At 46.8% G+C, this 19594-nt stretch carries 14 protein-coding genes and 1 pseudogene; 1 reads left to right on the forward strand and 14 read right to left on the reverse strand.

Annotated features, from left to right (window positions below):
• The 6 genes from JXR92_RS12995 to JXR92_RS13020 form a co-directional block, all read right to left on the reverse strand.
• Entirely contained in the window at positions 1-417 is a 417-nt protein-coding gene (locus JXR92_RS12995) for a DUF1893 domain-containing protein (RefSeq protein ID WP_005825513.1), read from the reverse strand.
• 1 nt (position 418) lies between these two features.
• Positions 419-1819 (reverse strand): aldo/keto reductase, encoded by a 1401-nt coding sequence (locus JXR92_RS13000; protein WP_138345411.1) that lies wholly within the window; start codon positions 1817-1819, stop codon positions 419-421.
• 21 nt (positions 1820-1840) lie between these two features.
• The gene (locus JXR92_RS13005; protein ID WP_119962266.1) at positions 1841-3337 is read right to left on the reverse strand and encodes a 4Fe-4S binding protein; all 1497 of its coding nucleotides are present in this window, start codon (positions 3335-3337) and stop codon (positions 1841-1843) included.
• Between the two features lie 196 nt (positions 3338-3533).
• Complete coding sequence (locus JXR92_RS13010; RefSeq protein WP_119962265.1) at positions 3534-5324, reverse strand: glycoside hydrolase family 15 protein; 1791 nt, start codon at positions 5322-5324, stop codon at positions 3534-3536.
• A 5-nt stretch (positions 5325-5329) separates the two neighbouring features.
• Complete coding sequence (locus tag JXR92_RS13015; RefSeq protein ID WP_138345412.1) at positions 5330-7585, reverse strand: bifunctional alpha,alpha-trehalose-phosphate synthase (UDP-forming)/trehalose-phosphatase; 2256 nt, start codon at positions 7583-7585, stop codon at positions 5330-5332.
• A 138-nt stretch (positions 7586-7723) separates the two neighbouring features.
• Positions 7724-8281 (reverse strand): NAD(P)H-dependent oxidoreductase, encoded by a 558-nt coding sequence (locus tag JXR92_RS13020; protein ID WP_117964602.1) that lies wholly within the window; start codon positions 8279-8281, stop codon positions 7724-7726.
• A 272-nt stretch (positions 8282-8553) separates the two neighbouring features.
• Between JXR92_RS13020 and JXR92_RS13025 the strand changes: the two are divergent.
• Positions 8554-9702: pseudogene (locus tag JXR92_RS13025) on the forward strand (site-specific integrase).
• A 170-nt stretch (positions 9703-9872) separates the two neighbouring features.
• Here JXR92_RS13025 and JXR92_RS13030 read toward each other — a convergent pair.
• From JXR92_RS13030 to JXR92_RS13065, 8 genes are all read right to left on the reverse strand, one after another.
• Positions 9873-10316, reverse strand: a complete 444-nt coding sequence (locus tag JXR92_RS13030) for a S24/S26 family peptidase (protein WP_138345414.1) — start codon at positions 10314-10316, stop codon at positions 9873-9875.
• Complete coding sequence (locus JXR92_RS13035; RefSeq protein ID WP_119962276.1) at positions 10313-11167, reverse strand: phosphoenolpyruvate carboxykinase (ATP); 855 nt, start codon at positions 11165-11167, stop codon at positions 10313-10315. The genes JXR92_RS13030 and JXR92_RS13035 overlap by 4 nt, the downstream gene beginning before the upstream one ends.
• Positions 11160-12794 (reverse strand): ABC transporter ATP-binding protein, encoded by a 1635-nt coding sequence (locus JXR92_RS13040; RefSeq protein WP_138345416.1) that lies wholly within the window; start codon positions 12792-12794, stop codon positions 11160-11162. Before JXR92_RS13040 ends, JXR92_RS13035 begins: the two co-directional genes overlap by 8 nt.
• A complete protein-coding gene (locus JXR92_RS13045; protein WP_226791175.1) occupies positions 12791-13909 on the reverse strand; it encodes a nucleotidyltransferase domain-containing protein in 1119 nt (372 codons plus the stop codon). The genes JXR92_RS13040 and JXR92_RS13045 overlap by 4 nt, the downstream gene beginning before the upstream one ends.
• Positions 13906-14172: a PqqD family peptide modification chaperone gene (locus JXR92_RS13050; protein ID WP_119962262.1), complete on the reverse strand. Its 267-nt coding sequence runs from the start codon at positions 14170-14172 to the stop codon at positions 13906-13908. The genes JXR92_RS13045 and JXR92_RS13050 overlap by 4 nt, the downstream gene beginning before the upstream one ends.
• Positions 14173-14268: 96 nt before the next feature.
• Positions 14269-17181, reverse strand: coding sequence for a hypothetical protein (locus JXR92_RS13055; protein WP_206897520.1), 2913 nt, complete (start codon positions 17179-17181; stop codon positions 14269-14271).
• 504 nt (positions 17182-17685) lie between these two features.
• Positions 17686-18894 carry a site-specific integrase gene (locus JXR92_RS13060; RefSeq protein ID WP_117599635.1) on the reverse strand — a complete coding sequence of 403 codons (1209 nt, stop codon included), beginning with the start codon at positions 18892-18894 and terminating at the stop codon, positions 17686-17688.
• A 4-nt stretch (positions 18895-18898) separates the two neighbouring features.
• The gene (locus JXR92_RS13065; RefSeq protein WP_119962324.1) at positions 18899-19573 is read right to left on the reverse strand and encodes a hypothetical protein; all 675 of its coding nucleotides are present in this window, start codon (positions 19571-19573) and stop codon (positions 18899-18901) included.
• Positions 19574-19594 lie beyond the last annotated feature (21 nt).

Raw genomic sequence — 19594 nt, forward strand, 5'->3', positions numbered from 1 at the left:
CTATTTTGCCCTGATTCTTGATATAAAATTCTGAATCACCGGATACATCTCCTCTACCGTATTCAGCTCCATGCAAGCCGTCTCCAACGGGCACCAGCCGGTCTTGTCACGGTTAATGATATGGGGAACCTCTTGGGCAAAAGTCGTTTCAATTCCTGCTTCGCACAGCAATGCCAGCGCAGGAGTGCTGATTATATCGGCATAGACCGTTTTAAAGCCTCCCAGTACCATCAAAGCAGCGGCACCTTTCCCTATAACCTTATCGGCAATGGCAGCCCCCTTCATAAATGCAGAATCTGCCTGGTACAAATCATACAAATCCGCTACTCCCCGTTGGGTGAAAGTACGGACTTCCTCCCGGTTCTTCATAACACAAGAGTATCCTCCCTTGTGCAGTATGTCAATGATACTCTCCATTTTATAAAGTCTCTTGTTTCAACTGTTCTACAAATTTGTCAATACGATGCAGTTCTTTGGGAATATCAATCGTTTGCGGGCAATGCGGAGAACACTGGTTGCACCCGGTACAATGGTCGGCCTGTCTCAGTTTGGGTACACTTCGGTCATATCCTACGAGAAAAGCACGGCGTGCTTTCCGATAATTCTCATCCTGGCTGCTTTCCGGCACATTTCCTTCATTGACACATTTATTGTAATGTATCAAGATGGCAGGAATGTCAATTCCATACGGGCAAGGCATGCAGTACTTGCAGTCGTTGCAAGGTATGGTGGGGTACTCCATCATCAAATCTGCCGTATCATACAGATACTGAGTTTCTTCTTCTGTGAGTGGTACCAATGGAGAGTAAGTACGGATGTTATCCTGCAAATGTTCCATATAAGTCATGCCGCTCAGCACTGTCAGTACATCCTGGGGAGAACCGGCATAACGGAATGCCCAAGACGCCACACTGCGTTCGGGTTCGCGCTGCTTCAGTCGTGCCACAATATGGTCGGGGACATTGGAGAGCCGCCCACCCAGCAGAGGCTCCATAATGACAGCAGGGATCTTACGCTTGGCCAGCTCGTCATACAGATACTCTGCCTTGAAGTTGCTGCCCGAAGCATGTTTCCAGTCCACATAATTCAACTGTATTTGTACAAAATCCCAATGAACTTCACCACGGTCATGCATCTGCAAGGCATAGTCATAGACTTCGATATCGCCGTGGAACGACCATCCCAAACGGCGGATGCGTCCTGCTTCACGCTCCTTGACAAGAAAATCAATCATACCGTTGTCTATGTAGCGTTTGCGGAATTGCTCCATGCCACCGCCACCAATCATGTGTAGCAGATAGTAGTCTATATAGTCCACCTGTATATCCTCGAATGACTTACGGTACATGGCAATGGAACCCTCGCGAGTCCAGGTATCAGGATGAAAATTGGATAGTTTGGTGGCAAGATAGAACGATTCGCGCGGGTGGCGTTTCAGAGCTATTCCCGTAGACTTCTCACTCCATCCTTGTACATACATCGGAGACGTATCGAAATAATTCACACCATGGGCAATGGCATAATCCACCAGTTCGTTCACAGCATCCTGGTCTATCATTTCCCCTTTTCCATCCGGAGCAGGAACGGTAGGCCAGCGCATACAACCATATCCTAAAATAGAAACTTTGTCACTCCCCAAACCGGGAAAACTACGATAGGTCATTTTATCCGTCGGAATGGGACCCAACGCTTTACTACCTTCACTGCTCCCTTCCTTAGAACCACATCCATAGAGGGCAGCAGTAGATGTGGCGGCTGTAATCCCCACTATCTTCAAGAAATCACGACGGTTCATATTGTTTTTATGATGTTCTTCCATACTTATAGAAATTCTACTTTGTTATATAATCCGATGTCTTTCATGCCCTTCCACATAGATGGCACTAAACGGACGGGCCGGACAAAGATTCTCGCATGCCCCGCAGCCGATACAGCGCTCCACATTGATTACCGGAATCTTTGGAGAATCCTTGTCTTCAGGTATACTCGGCACCATTTGTATGGCTCCCGTCGGGCAATGGCGTGCACAGTTGCCACACTGCACACCATCCGTCAGTGGTATGCAATTTTTCTTTACCCACACGGCATGCCCTATCTGAACGGATGATTTATCAACTTTGATTATCGGGCGGATAGCTCCTGTAGGACATACCTCCGAACATTTTGTACATTCCGGTCTGCAATAGCCGCGTTCGTATGACATTTCCGGCTGCATCAATTTCCTTAAGTCCGCAGAAGGACGAAGAACCTGATTGGGACATGCCGACACACAGAGCTGGCAGGCCGTGCAGTGTTGCGCCATATTGCGGGCACTCAATGAGCCGGGAGGAGTGAGGGGAGTGCTTCGCTCGGGAATCTTCTTATCCTCAATGGCTGCCAGTCCTCCGTCTACTTTCTTTTCCTGCGCTTTTAAAACAGAAGTGGCTGCAACCAGAGCCGTTGCTGTGAAAAAACTGCGGCGGGTTTCGTTTATCTGTTCCGAATTAGCCTTGCCCGCAGCAGGTTTGCCGAAAGGATGATACTTGTAGGAAATGGCTCCATGCTTGCACTTCTCAATGCAGTTCATGCAAACCACACACCGGCTTGCATCAATCTGATGCTCCTTAAAGTTGATGCAGGCTGCCTTGCAGTTGCGTGAACAAAGACTGCATTGGTTGCACTTTTCCGAATCTATTGTGATGCGGAAAAGCGAATAACGTGAAAGGAAGCCCAAGACCGTTCCTACCGGGCAAATCGTATTACAATAGGTTCGTCCGTTGCGTCCGGCCAGAACAACAAGCACAGCCAAAGTAGCGGCAGCAATAATAAAAGTCGGCAGGCTCTTCAACCATACATCCGTTTCATAAAAGGCATAACTGTCTGCCCGTTCAGCCAGATAAGCAAGCAGATTGTTGCCCCATTGCCATATAGGTTGAAAAAGATTATTGGCAATACGTCCGTATGCACTATAGGGTGCAAGTAGAGCAGCCAATGAACCAATTCCGGCAATCAAAGCAATGATAAACACACCCAATACGCCATAGCGCAGCCAAGATAAGGCCGGAGAATAAGAGTAAGGAAGCTTCCTGCGTTTTTTAGGTTGCCAGCCCAGCCATGCCAGTATATCCTGAAATACCCCTAAGGGGCAAATCACAGAACAATAGATACGCCCGCATACCAAAGTGAGAATTACAAGAAACAATATCACTCCCACATTTAGCGCCAATACAGCCGGCAAAAACTGGATTTTGGCCAACCAGCCGAACCACCCATGCAACGTTCCCGTAAAATCAAGGAACAACAAGGTGATGAGTACAAAGCAAATCATTGCAAAAGTCAGTCTAATCTTCCGTAACATGATAATCCTTTATTTTGAGTTCCTAAACTATATCAGCGATATGAGTACAAAACAACTGCCGAAATAGTGAAATTTTATTTATGCAAAAATACATAAAAAAAGAAAGGTATCATCATTCAATGGAATTAAAAACGAAAGAAAGAAGGACAAATACAAAATGCTCCCATTTGCAGTATTAATTAAGTTCCCCTCCTCGTTACGGCCGGATAAAAGCCAATCTCTTATTTTCTTCTGCAAACAGAATAGCCGTATTGACTAATGCCAAATGCGAATAAGCTTGTGGAAAATTCCCCAGTTGTTCCTTCGTATTAAAATCAATATCCTCACTGAATAACCCCAAATGATTGGAATATGTCAGAACATCATCAAACAAACAACGGGCTTCTTCCTTTTCTCCGATAACAAAAAGCGCACGTATCAGCCAAAAAGTGCAAATGGTAAAAGCCGAAGAAGGAAGCCCGAAATCATCTTCGCTGTTATACCGGTACATCAATCCCTTATGCAAAAGAGCTTTTTTCACAGCCTTCACTGTCTTATGGTATCGGATATCGTCTGCTGCAATAAAACCGTAAGGTTCCATCAACAGCAAAGAGGAATCCATTGCCATATTATCATAAGTCTGCGAGAAACTTTGAAGTTCTTCCTTCCATCCATATGTCATTACATCCTGCCATACCTTGTCAGCTTCCTTTTGCCAACGTTCACTATAACCGTATTTATTGAGCATGGAAGCTATCTTTGCACCACGGTCCAAAGCCACCCAACACATCACTTTGGATGAAACAAAATGGCGGCTTTCTCCTCTGATTTCCCATATCCCCTTATCTGGTTTCTTCCAATCTTCCATTACCGTGGAAAGAATGCTCTTTACCATTTCCCACATATCCTCTATTTCGTCTAATGTACCGGGCATCAGCCGATAGTACTGGTAAATCAAATCCATCAGATAACCGAACGAGTCATTCTGCTTTTGATGGTAAGCATCATTACCTATCCGTACTGGTTTGGAATTCTTATATCCGGACAAATGCTCCAGAATAATCTCGGTCAGCTGCCTTTCTCCCCGAATGCCGTACATTATCTGATAGGATTCGTGCTTGGATACGAAAGTGGACTGTATGAACTTCATAAAACGTCTTGCTGCTCCTATATGGCCTATCTGGAACAAAGTTTCGATAGACATGGAGGCATCCCTTAACCAACAGAACCGATAATCCCAATTACGTACTTCGCCGACGGATTCAGGCAAACTGGTAGTAAGGGCGGCCAGTACGGCTCCATTATAGTAAGACATCAGTTTCAAAACCAGCATGCTTCTTTCTATCACATCATTATAGAGAGAATATTTCTTAGTACGGTTGGTCCAATTAAGCCAATAAACCAAAGTACGGCAATATTCAATTTTTTCCCGTTCAATATCCACCGGAATGACCTTTTCATTGTATGACAAAAGAAAGAACTCATCTTTTTCCAATATAATTTCTTTTTTCTGTTCGATGTCCTGCAAAGGAAGGGAAGAATACAAATATTGTCTATCTTTATTATCAGAAGAACAATAGCTTTCTATAAATTCAGAAGTGACATTATGAATCACTTTACCTTGCGCATAATTGGGAGCAGGGACATAGTTTACTTTGAAACGGGGCTTACCTTTTATCCACCTCACATATCGATACAATTCTGCCGGAAGATAATGGGCATTTTCGCAGGAACGGTAATAAGGCATGTAATCAAGTACGACAAATTCTCCCTCTTTCGAAGAAAAAGAAGTAGACAATATGTTAGTGTGAGGAACGTAAGATTGTGAGATATGATAGTCTTCTGTAACGTCAAATCCAAAACTTCCTCCTCTTTCCCGATCAAGTAGTGATGCAAAGATAGACGGAGAATCAAAATCGGGAAAACACAACCAGTCTATGCTGCCTTTTTCGGATATAAGTGCGGCAGTCCGACAATTGCCTACTACCCCATAATTTAAATTACTCATTTTTACTATTTTGTTTTTAACAAGTCTCTGAAAAAATCGAATACCCCTTTCAAGCTCGTTTTGACATTCTCGCCAATGGGTTGTTTCATGTCTTTCTTGTTCGCCAGAATTTGAAGAAAAGGCAGGACTTCCGTTTGTGATGGCATATTATAGCTTGCTGCCTCCGACACATATCCCACCTTGATTGTCACTGCATTCACCGGCAAAGCTTTGAACATATCTTCATCCGTAGTATCATCTCCCATAGCTATGATAAAGTCATAATGTTTCTTTTCCAACTGGCGTCTCACTTCGGAACCTTTATTATAATCGGGAGACTTAATCTCCACCACTTTATCTCCTTGTATGATTTGCAGCTTTTGCTGTATACAGATGTTAACCAGCACATTGATAAGTTGCTGTGCCCGCAAAGCTCCTAACCATGCATCACTTTCCCGGTAATGCCATGCCAAAGTCGTTTCCTTGACTTCAAGGTGGGAACGAGGTGTCTTTTCGACAAAAAGCTTCAAGATGGACACCAATCCGGAACTCCATTCCGCTTTGTTTATGTTTTTGTGCCAGATGCCATTTTCCTTATAGAAAGCACCATGTTCCGCAGCCATTGCAATAGGTAAATTTCCCAACCATTTTTCTAAAGTAAACTGGTCGCGACCACTATTAACAACAACATGGTTGGCCGGGTCGGAAACCAGCTTCTGCAATGTGGCAATGAGTTCAGGGGCGGGCTTAGCATTTTCCGGTCGTGTCTTGAGCGACGCCAACGTTCCGTCATAATCCAGCAAGATAAGCCGTTGCTTAGCCTGGTTATATTTCATTTTGATGGCACCAATAATACCAACAGATATCCTTTTCTTACGAAGCTGTTCATTCTTACGGCACGTATCGCTCCATTCACTTACAAAGTCTGCCGCCCACTTATTAACCGTTTGTACGGAAATAATTTTCTGCATGTGTTGCAAGCGTTTCAGTTGTTCCTGTTCGGGCATCTCCAAAGCCCGACAAATGGCCTGCTTTATCTCCTCAGTGTCATTGGGGTTAATCAACAATGCATCCGTCATCTCAATAGCTGCACCCGCCATTTCACTCAAAATCAAAACACCCGGATTATTATTTTTCGAAGCTACATATTCCTTGGCAACCAAATTCATGCCATCACGAAGTGGAGTTACCAAAGCTACATCAGCTATATAGTACATTGCCACCAGTTCTTCAAATGAAAAACCGTGATAGAAATAGCAAACCGGAGTCCAGTCCATCGTAGAATACTGTCCGTTTATAGAACCTATTTCTTCGTCAATCTTGGTTTTTAGCTCAGCATAACTATCTACATGGTCACGTGATGGAACAATGACCATTGCCAATGTAACTTTTCCACAATATTCAGGATGACATTCTAAAAAAGCAGCAAATCCCCATAAACGGTGCAGAATGCCTTTGCTATAATCCAAGCGGTCTACAGAAAGAATCAACTTATGATTTCCGAAAAATTTCCGTGTACGGTCTATCGCCCGCCGTACTTCCGGTCTGGAAGAAGCATTGTGATACAGTCCGTAGTTGATTCCCATAGGAAGAGCATCGGTCCTAACTACTCTATTCCCGAGTTGTGCTTCGTCCAGTTTAAAGTCAATACGCAATACCCGTTCGACAGCACTGATAAAATGCAGCATATAGTCATGAGTATGGAAAGCTATAAAGTCAGCACCCAATAATCCTTTCAGGATTTCTGCACGCTCCGGTAATATCCGGAAAAGTTCATAGGAAGGAAAAGGGATATGATGGAAATATCCGATATTCAAATCCGGGTAAACCTTCCGAAGCATTCCGAGAAGCAGCATTAACTGATAGTCTTGAATCCACACCTTATCACCTGGACGTATCACGCGGCAAATGGCATCGCAGAACAACTGGTTCACTTCCTGATACGATTGCCAGAAAGAGTTCCGATACAGCGTATAAACAAAAAAGTAGTGACATAATGGCCAGATAGTACTATTACTATAGCCTTCATAATAATTCTTTATCTGTGTTTCGGACAAGAATACTGGGTGGAAATTTATTCCTTCCAATCTAGAAGTGATTTCCTCTTTACTATCTTCGTTGTCAACGCATATTCCAGGCCATCCAATCCAATGTTTTTCGTAGGAAATCTGAAGTGAGTCCAAACCGGTAGCCAGTCCGCCTTCACTTCGTGAAAACACGAACGTTTCATCCTCTTTGGTAACCTTAACGGGTAATCTGTTTGATATAATATAAAGTTTCATGTATGAGTTAACACAAGAAATATGCCAACTCATACAATATTTTATTTATTGCTTAAAATCAGGATTTTAGAAAAATATGAAGAGAAAAACAAACATTCAAAAATGAAAAAGATGTTCCATTTCGATATGGTCCTACTATTACCAATTATCACTGGAAATGTCTTTCTTCACCAATGCTTCAATTCTTTGCTTATAGCAATTTATCCCTTCTGCTATATTTTTACTAGCTTCCGAGGTCCCCATTCCATAGACTACAAGAGGAGTTTGCCATACCATTCCGGCATGTACAGCACTTGCTTGATAAGGTCTTAACAACTCATCCACCGTAAAACGATTTCTTCCTCCGCTTCTATAAGCATCATGTTCAGAGCCGGCAGTAGTGACCACCATCAATGTCTTACCAGCCACAGCAGGAGTTTTTGCCAGATATGTAAATACTTCATCCAACCATTTCTTCAATAAAGAAGGAGCCGACATCCAATAGAACGGAAACTGAAATACAAGCGCAGATGCATGCGATATGATAGTGCTCCATATCTCTGCATTAAAAGCATCTTCCACATGCATCTCATATAAATTGTATATGGCCACCTCTTCCATGTCACTAATAGCATCCATCAATGCCTTGTTAGCTCGCGACTCTTTTATATTGGGATGTGTCAGAAGAACCACTACTTGCTTTGAATCTTTATCCATATTGTTTTTCTTTTAGTTTAAAATCATTGATGTGTGTACAAATATATTACATATCTCTGGAAAAATCAATCAGAAACGAATAAATGATGATGGCAAAACTGATGTTCAATGACTTATGAGGAAAACCGATGAAGACCTCTCCAATGCTAAAGTGCAGGGAAACGAAAGGTAATGAGAGCGAATGGTTTTCAAATCATTACCCGGTAACCGGTACATTCAAAGTGCTGTTCTACGTGAACGGCAACAAGGAGAAAAACGGTATTGTCCCAGTTATGGGACGGGTGACAATCAACGGTTCCGTAGCCCAGTTCAGTTGCAAGCAGACTATCGCCAAAGGGCTATGGGACGCCAAGGGCAACCGGGCGAAAGGGAAGAGCAGGGAAGCGCGGGAGATCAATCTCGCCCTTGACAACATCAAGGCCCAAATCATCAGACATTATCAACGCCTCTCTGATAGAGAAGCGTTCGTTACGGCCGAAATGGTACGCAACGCCTTTCAGGGACTCGGTACGGAATACAAGACACTGCTCGGCGCGTTCGACAAGGACAACGAGAGTTTCAAGAAGCGTATCGGCATAGACTGGGCGTTGAGTTCATACAAAGTGCGGGTAAGGCCAAGAAACCATCTGGTGACGTTCATAAAGAAATGCCATAGGCGGAATGACATTTCCATGCTTGAGCTTACCCCCGACTTCATTAAGGAGTATGAAATCTATCTCTCCACTGATGCCGGACTTCATAACGCCAGCGTGTGGTCAAACTGTATGTGGTTGAAAACAATCGTGGCGAAGGTCCATTACAACGGGCTGATACAGAAAACCCCGTTTGCCCAGTACCGCGTCAGCCAGAACGTCAAGGAACGGGAATATTTGACCGAAGATGAGATCAAGACGGTAATGACGCACGAGTTTGCAAACAGGAAGCTGGCTTATATCCGGGATCTGTTTGTCTTCGCCAGTTTCACCGCCCTCTCTTTTTGGATATGAAGGAACTTACCACCGATGACATTGCGGAAGTGAACGGTGAGAAATGAATATTGTCGAAGCGGCACAAGACGAAGGTGAATTTCCAGGTGAAACTGCTGGATATTCCCATGCAGATCATCAGACGTTACGAGAGGTTCCAAGAGAACGGGCTCGTGTTTCCCAATTTGGACTACTGGTCAATCTGCAAGCCGTTGAAGCAGATGATAAGGGAGTGCGGGATTACTAAAAACATTCCATTCAAGCCGTCATGGATTCGCAACTCTGGCTTTGAGCAAGGGTGTCCCCATTGAGAGTGTGAGCCGGGTATTGGGGCACACGAACATAACCACCACCCAAAAGTACACAAAGATAACCACCGAAAAAATCGACAAGGGCCTGACGGTGTTCGGTAACCGTCTTAACCGATCGTTCCATGAAATTTCAATAGTTATGTGATGGAGAAAACGGTTATAGCCGTCGGCCAAAGCGGGTATGTGAACATTTCAAGTGGTAATGTAACATCAGGCAGTGTGGCAAGCACTCCCTTGTCATAAGAAAAAGAAATAAGTGCGGGCTGCAAACGGTTTCGATTCCCGCTTGCAGCCCTGATGTATACATCTGTCAGGTCACCCTGCCAGACAGCGCAGGATTCTCAAGAGCGGATTCCTGAATATCCCCATCCTGCTCCACAGCATGCCCGGCAATCGCCAGCGCCAGCTGCTTACGGACAGTACCTTGCCGGACGGCCGGATGACGAAACGTACCTTCCCGACCACATCGGCAACCGTACACTGCTCCCGGGCTACAAAAGAGCCGTCCCCCCGGATGTACAGCCGGGTACCTTCCCTCTTGATGATGCGGTGCAGCACGTGTCTTCCGTTATATCTGAAAAGTACCACGTCCATAGGCTGAAGTTCATCCTCCGTACAGGGGTACAGCACCACCTCGTCCCGCCCGTCACGCAATAACGGGAACATCGACCAGCCTTTCAGGCGGAACCGGACGGGGCGTCCTCCGGCGATTTCCGCCTCCACCCGGGAAAAGAACAGCTCGTTGGGAATCTTTCTCATATCGTATCCTTGAAAATCGTCCGGCAGGCAAGTCGTGCGGCTTCCCGGTCTGGAAGGCACGCCAGGTGATAGAACGGAACAGCCTGGAGCAGCTTGTCGACACATCTGCTCACATGGTCATACAAACCGTTGTCATAAGCAAATTCCGGCGGGCAGGAAGGGTGTACTGCCCCGTAAGCCTGCAATACGGACAGCCTTGTTATCCGGTTATACGGAGCCTGCGAAAGACGCACACAGGCTTCCAGCTTATAACACTCCTGCCTGTAGCAGGGAGTTTTCCCGCTCCAAGGGCTTCCATAGACCCGCACGACGTCGTCTTCCACCCGCAGCACCGGGCTGTCATCGTTCAGCAGGAAAGCACCTTCCACATGCTCCCTCCATAGGCGTGTATGGGTGCTTTTTCCCGTTCCGCTCTCACCGAGAAACAATACCGCCCTGTCCCGGTAAACGATGCAACTGCTGTGGACGGCTATGGTGCCGTACGGAAGCGTCATCAGTCCATAGCCCACCCACAAGGCGAAGCGGTACAGACGTGCTGAAAGGTTGCCGCATATCCACACCTCATTCCCTCCGTCGGTACACCACAGATACAGCGCATTCCCTCCGGAAGGCTCCAGCTTCAACATGAAGCCCTTGACCGTCCGTCCGAAAAAGCCCCTGACATCCTCGTATCCGAAGGTATATTCCACGTTTTCCATCACCGGCACGGCGGTATCCTCCATGAAGGCGAACAGCACCTCGCCATCCTGGGATTCAAAAGGCCTAAATCCGGCAATTCCTTCTACAGCCTTGCAGAGTTTGTCTCCCCATAGCATGAAGCGGTGTCCGGCAACCTGATAAGTTCTATTCATTTTCATTTCCAATGGTAATAATCCGTTTACAATAAGCCAGCGAACTTTCCCGGTGGGCAATGGAAAGTATCGTCAGTCCTTTATATCTTTCTTTCAGTTGGCAGAGGGTTTCGTTCACCTCCCTTTCCGTCACATTGTCGAGTGCCGATGTCGCCTCGTCCAGCAGCAGGACCTCCGCCTGCTTGTAAAGTGCGCGGGCAATGCCGATACGCTGTCTCTGCCCGCCCGAGAGCCTTCCACCCGCTTCACCGAGCAGGGTGTCCATGCCATCCGGCAACGCTTCCGCCCACCTGCCCAGACAGACTTGTCCCAACAGTTCCTTCACCCTGCCGTAATCAATCGTCCCATAGCCCAAGGCGATATTCTCGGCCAGTGTACCGTTAAAGATGAACACCTCCTGGGGGACGTAGCCGAGCCGCCTCATCCAGGAAGCGCGTGTCATCCCGTTCAGGAGTACCCCGTCAATCCGTATCTCTCCCGAATCGGGTTCGAGCAGACCTGCAAGCAAGTTGAACAGTGTGGACTTTCCCGCACCGCTGGCCCCCCGAAAGCCGACATGCTCCCCCTTACGGATACGGCAATTGAAATTATCCAGCACCGGCCCGCCATCGGGATAGGTGTATGCAAGCCTCCTGACGGTTATCTCCTTTTCGAACGGTATTTCTTCGGAATATGTGCTGACCGCCTCTGCCGGTCCTGCCAGCCCTTCCTCTATCGTATTCAGGCTGTATGCCGCGTTCTGTATCTGCGTCCATCCCGTCAACAAGGTGCGGAGGGCAGGAAGCAGGCGGAATGCCGTAATGGCAAAAACACCCACCACCATCTTCACGTTTCCGTCCCCGGAAGCCACCAGCAGGCCAAGTGCGATGACAACCGACAGTTCGGAAAGGAAGAGCGGCAGTCCGAGCACGGTGTCAAGCCTCATGCGGTTGCGGCTTATCCTGTCCAGACCTTTAAGAAAGGCGGTCTGAGAGACGGGGAAAGCACCGCTCACCTCCAATTCCATGTATCCCCCGAATGTATCCATGACGGTTCTCGACTGCTCCCGCTTGGCAAGCATATCGTCCTCGCCGTATTTCCTGACCCGTTTCCTCACCACGAGGAGATAGGTACACATGAACGGGAGGAACGAGACATACAGTAGCAATACTGACATGCCGTCGAACACGAGTAAAGCTGCCGTCACCAGCATGACGAGCAGCACGTCGCCCGCCATGCGGCAGATGGAGGAGAGCAGGCCGTGGCTGAAGGAGTAGCATACAACGTTGGTCTCGTATGCCAGCCTGCTGCTGCCGCGCTCCCGGATAAAAAGCAGTCCGCGGCGGTAATACGCGGAGAACAGCGAGAAGCTCAGTCTCCGGTAGAAAGAGAGTAGACACCTGTCCTGGTAACGGGTGAAAACGGTTGCCAGCACGCTCTTGACAACGATGACCCCTATGGCCAGAAGACAGAACAGCAGGGCAGCCCGCCGGTTTTCGCCCCCTTCCAGCAGGATATAGAGTACGGGCAGCAGTGCCGCCAGGGAGACGAAATCGAGCAGTGCGGAGAAAAACACCGTCCCTGCCATCTTCCATACCTTCCTGCGCTCTTCGGGTTGCAGCAGATGCCAGATTCTCTTCAGTGTCATTGCTCCGTACCTCGCTGGAATATGGTTTTCGGCTCTCGGATATGCGCGATGACCGAATGCAGTATCGTCGTATATACAGAAGCACCCAATACCTCACGCCTGAGTGCAGTGAGGTGTGCCATCCTCCTTGCCTTGTAGAGGATGATGCCGGCTCTGCCTTTGACCGGCACCTTTGTCCCGTAACGCGGATGGAGCATCTCCTCCAGTATGTTCCGTGCCAGATTCTCCTGCACGTCAGCCACCATGACATCCATCTCCAGCAGCTTGTCGGCCAACAGGGTCAGTGCCGACACGAAACGCAGGAAACGGCGATCGGTGACGCCTGCCGGTATGTGTAGGCCATGTTTTTTCAACAGGCACGCCCAGTCGCAGAGATGGTGCAGCACCAGACTGCTCCCGTAATGCTGGGCGGCATGGAAAGCGACGAACAGCATATTAAAGAGCGGCGAGGGGGTAAGGACCCGGCCTCCGTCCAATTCCGTCGGTTGCGGGTTCATGTGTTCTTTCAGCACCTTTTCCACCTCTCCGGCCGCCTTATAGCTCTCCACGTTCAGGAAGGTCTTGTGGTTCTCCACCGGAACACCTTTGTAGTAGAATACGCTGTGCTTGGGGGAATGTTCCGTATCCACGTCTATGTTCTCCAGCCGCATCAGGCTGTCCGCTAACCTGTTCGCCTCCCCGTCGCTCATCCGGCTCTTGTCCGCCGAATAGGTGTAAATGTCTATGTCGCCTCCCTCGCGGTGGCATGGAACGGGATAGATTGCGGAGAGTCCCACGCCTTTCATCTGCATGGCGGATATGCCATGCTGCGCATAAAAGCGGGAAAGTTCATCTGCCGTCCTGCAATAGTGAAGATATTTTTTCTCGTACCTTTCTACAGCGGCTGCCCATGCCAGCTTTACGGAAAGGGGCGGTTGCAGTTCCGCCGGTAGTCTCATCACACCGTCCCATGCCAGCGCCATCACTCCCTGACTTACGGCCAGGCGGTGGCATTGTTTCCACTCCTCGTCAGTGCTGTCCAGGAAAAGTGTGATTTCTGTTTTCCGCTCGTGCAGCGAGGCCCGGAGCAGGGCGAAGAGCATCCGCTCGTGTCTGTACAGTGTGATCTCTTTCATTCGATTACCTTGCATTTTTTCAGTGCCTCCATCCAGGCTGTGGCATCCTTCAATGCCTGTTGTCCGTCTATTCCGTAAGTGTCCATCAGGATTTTCGCAGCATCTTCCGTTGTGAAATCCTTGTCTGCCAGCCGTTCATATAGCAGACGCGCGGATTTGTTCAGAGAGATGATGCGGGTAAGGTCGGCACCCGTATGTCCCTGATTCACGATGATGGTTTCTCCGGCCATTTCGCGGAGCTTGAAGTTTGGATTGATTTTCATGATAGAATATCATTTGTTATGAAAAAAAGAAAACCGTTCCGAAGCCTTGACGAACGAAACGGTTTCCTATACCTGACATTTATTATTACTCAACAGCTATTGTGCAATTTTGCTAACTACATAAGTCTTGTCTCCACTTAATAAATCATGTGCATCCGTGGCAACCTTTCCGTCACATGTCACTTGATAGCCTTCAGCCACAAAGTTGGCATTGGGGTTTTCGCAAAGGTGGTTACACGGATTAAAGTTTTTAAATGAACCACCATACACATTGATTTCAGCAGCAGAATTGTCTTTTAGGTTCAGCACCCAATAACCTCTGTCATTATAACCGCCGGATTCGTAAGTACCACCGTAGATATTGACTACTGCATTATCCCTTGCATAAATCAAATCATACTGACCATTTTTCTGTTGGTAGTTCTTATAGTTACCTCCACGCAAATTAACGACACTCGTACCATAGGCCGAAATCACCTCACGAAAACCATCATTTTCTGTATTGGCTATACATTCCACATTACCTTCTCCTTCGATATTAAGAGTACCGGCAGTCACAACAAATCCTTCTGTTTCCCAATCGCCTGCATTATTAAAATCCGTCTTATTGGCAATAGTATAACCATTCAGATTGACGGTTGTCATTGCTCCTGCCTTCATCAAGGTTACAGCCTTTTGGATTTCAATATCTTTGTTGAGTTCAATGTTTACATCCGCATTTTCAGCGATAAAGCCAATTGCGCTCAAATCGGAGAACGTGCCACCAGTAACCGACACTGTGATATTGTGCTTTGCTCCATCTTCACGCTTTGCAATTCCTACCGATTTGCCTTCGGCAATGAATGTGCCACCAGTAATGTTGACTGTACAATCGCCATAAGTATTTTGATTGCCAGTACCAATGTTAATCACAGCATATCCCATAGTTCCAGTACCGTCACCCCATTGACCGGAATCTCCTGTACCTTCTCCAATGAGCTTAGCCTGGTCATTAATATTCAATGTGCCGCTACGCATACCTATTGCACCACAAGCACCCTTGATGGTTCCACCGGAAATTGTGGTAGTACCGGCTTGCGGCAAATAGACAGCATAGTCTGCCGCAGAAATCAATTCTCCACCCGTGATGTTGATCACAGAATTCTGTGTCGTATTTTGACCGTTACCAGAAACTGCATACCAACCGGCTTCAATCTTACCACCTTCGATCGTAAGGTCAGCACCACGCCAGAGTCCGATACCAAACTGTCCGTTATTTGCCGGATTGTCACGTACTGCATAGATGTTACCACTCTTCATCGTCATTTTGGCATCCTCACCATCCACATAAATAATACCGGTAGAATAAACTTGATAAACATAATCTTTCGTAGCCTTAATGACACCATTGCCAGCATTGTCTTGCAAAATAAAAGAGCCTTCTACTCTAATAAGACCATCGTTCGCGGCTTCTAGTGTCTTGCCATTCAAATCAAGTGTCACCTCTTTGCCCTTAGGAACCATCATTTCAACTCCTACAATATTCATGTCTTGTGGCAAAGTGTAAGTACCGCCTTCTGCAAACACTTTCTGCATATCGGCGACAGCGGCATCCATAACGACAAATTCTTCACCCAACGAAGACGGAATTTCAGCACCATCCTCTTTATAAACTGTTACAGTCGTTGCTTGATTATCTGACGATTTCTCAATAGCTACCAGTTTCGCTCCCTTATTTACGCGGATATTACCTTTTTTCACGACCACCTTTTTAACTTCCACACCGTTGCCAATGACAAGTGTATTATCTGCTGTTTCGGATGTGACTGTACCATAAATAGCTGCACCCGCGTTACCGGTCAGGGCAACGGTTGTGTTCGGCATGGTTATAGTTACATCCAACGGTTCAAACCCAGCAGTTTCATTGTTGGGAATTGATAAGGTGAAGTTGTCTACGGAATTATCTGTAGAACCTGAACTATTCGCGTCTAAAACCGTAAGGGATGCTCCGCTCGCTACTTTCTCCAATGAAAGGCTCTTACCGGTACCCGAAGTTGCGGCAGGAACGCTGATTGTATTACTGGTACCTGAAATTTCTCCGTTGACCCTTACTGCATCGTTACTTGCCAACTTCGTAGCGGCATCATCCAAGGAGCTAGATTCTGTAGGAACCGTAGCATCTATATTTCCGTTGGTCAATTCGATTTTTTTCAAGTCACAACGGACAATAGTATAAGTACCTGCCGCAACATTCACTTTTTCAGTAGAGCCTTGGTTTTCTGTAACTTTTATACGTATATCGTATGTCCCGGTAGGAACAGGCACATAGAAAACACCGGGCTGATCCTGGGTAGCACCACTGAATTCAATAGTTACTGTATTATTTTCACTGGTACTTGTCTCTGTTGATGCAATGACAGGAATATTGTCATTTAAGTTCACCGCAAAAGTGCCGGTAATTTTCTTGTCTACAATAAGAGACAAGGTTCCTGCCTTTATAGGCATCTTAGGCACTTTGATGCAGAACACACCGCCCAAGTGTTTCATTTGCACAGCACCGTTTACAATTTTTCCCCACATGGCCGGATTGAAGCTGTTGCCTTCACCTTGAACCGTAGTAAAGTAATCCGCATCCACTTTATTATATGTATAGGATGTAGGGAAATTATAAGTCAAGGTAGCATCATTTATGCTATGGTTGTCATAGTATGGATATACCGCATAATCGCCGATGGTTCCGTTTATTACGCCGTCAAAAGTACCGCTTGCAGTTCCAATGCCATTTTTTAAGCTAAGGGCTGAAAAGCTACTGGCGTTTTGGGAAGTAGTAACACCTAATTGGTCTTTTTTTGACCAGTAGAATTTGCCATCACTTGCAAACCCCGCACGTGTACTGGAATGGTTTCCTTCCACGGTAGCGCTCAGTATGCCTTTTGTGGAAGTGGAAATCAATTCTTCATCATTTTCATTGCTACAAGCCGTTATCAGGAATGTGGCCATAGCCAGACTAATTAAAGATCTGATTTTCATTTTTACTAATTTAAATTCATTTTTTATAGACGTGTAAATTTACATACAAACCGAATTTCCGGAAAAGTTATCAATTCCAGTTTCCGTCTTCACCTCCAGAACTTACCGCAAATCCTTTTTCTACTTCTACTTCTACCACTTCCACCTGGGGAGCTTCGTAACTTTCAATAAAAATTTCCTTGTCCATGACAAAAATCTTTTAAGGGTTAAAACAATAATGAATATTAAATATTTATATTATTCAAATCAACTTCTCTTTGTAAGAGAGGTGGGTATATCCGTTATCAATTGATAGTCAGCGATATAGAATACAGTGAATTGTAGCGTTCACTCCACAAATGTTACTATATACCAAACAGAACAGACTGTCAGTTGCATTTTTTAAGCAAATAAATGTGCTAATTGCTATAAAATTCTTATTTTTGCATCAACAATCACCTCTCTTACAAAGAGATATAATTTCTCTTACAAAGAGACTTTGTATTCGCTCAACAACCCTGCATGTTACAGGGATTTCAGGATCAGGCTGTTCGCCTTGTCAACCGCCGCCGTATCCAATGAAGCGAGATAGATGCGCGTGGTAGCTTCCGAGTCATGTCCCATGCCCTCGCTGATTACTGACAGTGGAACGTTCTTGCTTCGGGCTATACTCGCCCAGGCATGCCGCGCGACGTACATTGTAAGCGGTACGGGTATCTCCAGCCGTTTACCGATGACTTTCAGGGCGCGGTTGACGTTGTGTGCCGTATTGATGTACTGTTTCCTTTCTTCCACACCGCTTTCAGGGCTGATGACGGGTAGCAGATAGGTGGAGTATTCCGTATTGTACTTGTCCGCTATCTCCTGCATGCATTTCTCCCATTTGATGAAAAGCTGCTGTCCGGTCTTGCGGCGTCGATAGGACAAAATACCGTTATTCAAGTCCTTCTTGCGCAGGTAGGCCATGTCCACGAATGACATGCCACGAGTATAGAATGAAAAAAGGAACATGTTACGGGCAAAATCCAATGCCGGGCTTGATGAGAGGTCCAGCTCCTTGATTTTCCTGACTGCCATAAGGGGTATGGCCCGTTTGGCGGTCTTCTCCACTCCCGTATAAACGTGCTTAAAGGGAAATTTCTGCTCGACCAGTCCTTTTTCCACTGCACGGTTATAGACAGCACGCAGGTTACGCATATAGAATGAGGAAGTGTTGGGGCTGACACCGTTCCTTTTCAGATAGGCTTCGTATGCCACCATCATGTCTGAATCCATGTCGTCCAAAAGCAGGTCACCACCTTTCCTGAAACGTTTGAAGCTGCTCAGCGTTGTAGTGTATGTTTCCCGGGTTCGTGCCTTGCCCAATGCTTTCAGACGGGCGATGACACTCTCCATGAATCCGAATAGAAGGTTTCCCGGCTCGTCCGCCGTAAAACCGGCCATTACGTCATCCGCAGAGTAGGCATGTCCGCTGACTTCCAGCGTGTCAATGACCTTGTGGAACCTTCGTATATCTGCCGCCACGCTGTTCCTGATTTCCGACAGGTAAGTTTTCCGGTTCCCGTCGGCCGATGGCAGCACTACTTCGGACAAGTTGCTGTCCCATTCGTCGGCGTGAAGACGGTAGCCTGTCTTTTGCTGACGGGCTATGCGGTTGTGTATCACCCGGTAGAATAATGTTCCTTGTCCACCATCGGTTGTCGATGGTCTGAACTTGATCTTTACGCTTGCCATAACCTTATCGGGATTTTGAAGGTTTGTTTCCGATCGAGTCAGCCCTATTCTCCTGTTCCCTTGCAGTCTGCTCTTTCAGACGTACCTCCTCGTAGGTTTCCACGTCCTTGCGTATCTGTTTAATCTTCCCGTTGTCCTGGTTGAGCTCGAAGAGATTTTCCAGTCCGGCGATGCTTTCGGGCGATGCTTCGCCCTTCATCCTGATGTAACGGTACTTCAAGTCGTTGTCGATGCGGTCATAATCCTGTCTCCTCTCGGAATAGAGCGTCGAGGCTAACAGGGCTATCAGAAGGACGATACCGATGACAATCGCCCAGTCCCATCTGTTCTCAAGCGCAAACGAGTGCCGGGTCTCGTTAATATTGTGCCGAATGCTTGCCTCGTCCGTCTTTTGGGTGGCCTGCTCTAACAGTTCTCTGATTTTCCCGAAATCCGGCTGTTCCCTTCGGGCAATCCCGTCTATCCGGTTGTTGATTGCATTCAGGCAATCCGTAATGTTCCCGGCGAACTTCGCCAGTCCGGCCTCCGTACGCTGGCCAGCTTCCTCGATCAGTGTCTTGAAGGGAGCAATATCCATGTTGGCGGCATTGGTACTGCCGCTTTGCGATGCCTGCCGGCTCTTGCTGATGGTCAGCAGTTCTTCCAGCATGGCGATGATGGTTCCTGTGTTTTCTTTCATCTTGATTGTTTTTTAGGTTGT

Source organism: Bacteroides parvus, from assembly GCF_017309675.2.
Taxonomy (GTDB): domain Bacteria; phylum Bacteroidota; class Bacteroidia; order Bacteroidales; family Bacteroidaceae; genus Bacteroides; species Bacteroides uniformis.

What these genes read in the sequence shown, in the direction of transcription:
- JXR92_RS12995 (WP_005825513.1), bottom strand. Translation starts at nt 417, where the DNA reads ATGGAGAGTATCATTGACATACTGCACAAGGGAGGATACTCTTGTGTT.
- JXR92_RS13000 (WP_138345411.1), bottom strand. Translation starts at nt 1,819, where the DNA reads ATGGAAGAACATCATAAAAACAATATGAACCGTCGTGATTTCTTGAAG.
- JXR92_RS13005 (WP_119962266.1), bottom strand. Translation starts at nt 3,337, where the DNA reads ATGTTACGGAAGATTAGACTGACTTTTGCAATGATTTGCTTTGTACTC.
- JXR92_RS13010 (WP_119962265.1), bottom strand. Translation starts at nt 5,324, where the DNA reads ATGAGTAATTTAAATTATGGGGTAGTAGGCAATTGTCGGACTGCCGCA.
- JXR92_RS13015 (WP_138345412.1), bottom strand. Translation starts at nt 7,585, where the DNA reads ATGAAACTTTATATTATATCAAACAGATTACCCGTTAAGGTTACCAAA.
- JXR92_RS13020 (WP_117964602.1), bottom strand. Translation starts at nt 8,281, where the DNA reads ATGGATAAAGATTCAAAGCAAGTAGTGGTTCTTCTGACACATCCCAAT.
- JXR92_RS13030 (WP_138345414.1), bottom strand. Translation starts at nt 10,316, where the DNA reads ATGAGAAAGATTCCCAACGAGCTGTTCTTTTCCCGGGTGGAGGCGGAA.
- JXR92_RS13035 (WP_119962276.1), bottom strand. Translation starts at nt 11,167, where the DNA reads ATGAATAGAACTTATCAGGTTGCCGGACACCGCTTCATGCTATGGGGA.
- JXR92_RS13040 (WP_138345416.1), bottom strand. Translation starts at nt 12,794, where the DNA reads ATGACACTGAAGAGAATCTGGCATCTGCTGCAACCCGAAGAGCGCAGG.
- JXR92_RS13045 (WP_226791175.1), bottom strand. Translation starts at nt 13,909, where the DNA reads ATGAAAGAGATCACACTGTACAGACACGAGCGGATGCTCTTCGCCCTG.
- JXR92_RS13050 (WP_119962262.1), bottom strand. Translation starts at nt 14,172, where the DNA reads ATGAAAATCAATCCAAACTTCAAGCTCCGCGAAATGGCCGGAGAAACC.
- JXR92_RS13055 (WP_206897520.1), bottom strand. Translation starts at nt 17,181, where the DNA reads ATGAAAATCAGATCTTTAATTAGTCTGGCTATGGCCACATTCCTGATA.
- JXR92_RS13060 (WP_117599635.1), bottom strand. Translation starts at nt 18,894, where the DNA reads ATGGCAAGCGTAAAGATCAAGTTCAGACCATCGACAACCGATGGTGGA.
- JXR92_RS13065 (WP_119962324.1), bottom strand. Translation starts at nt 19,573, where the DNA reads ATGAAAGAAAACACAGGAACCATCATCGCCATGCTGGAAGAACTGCTG.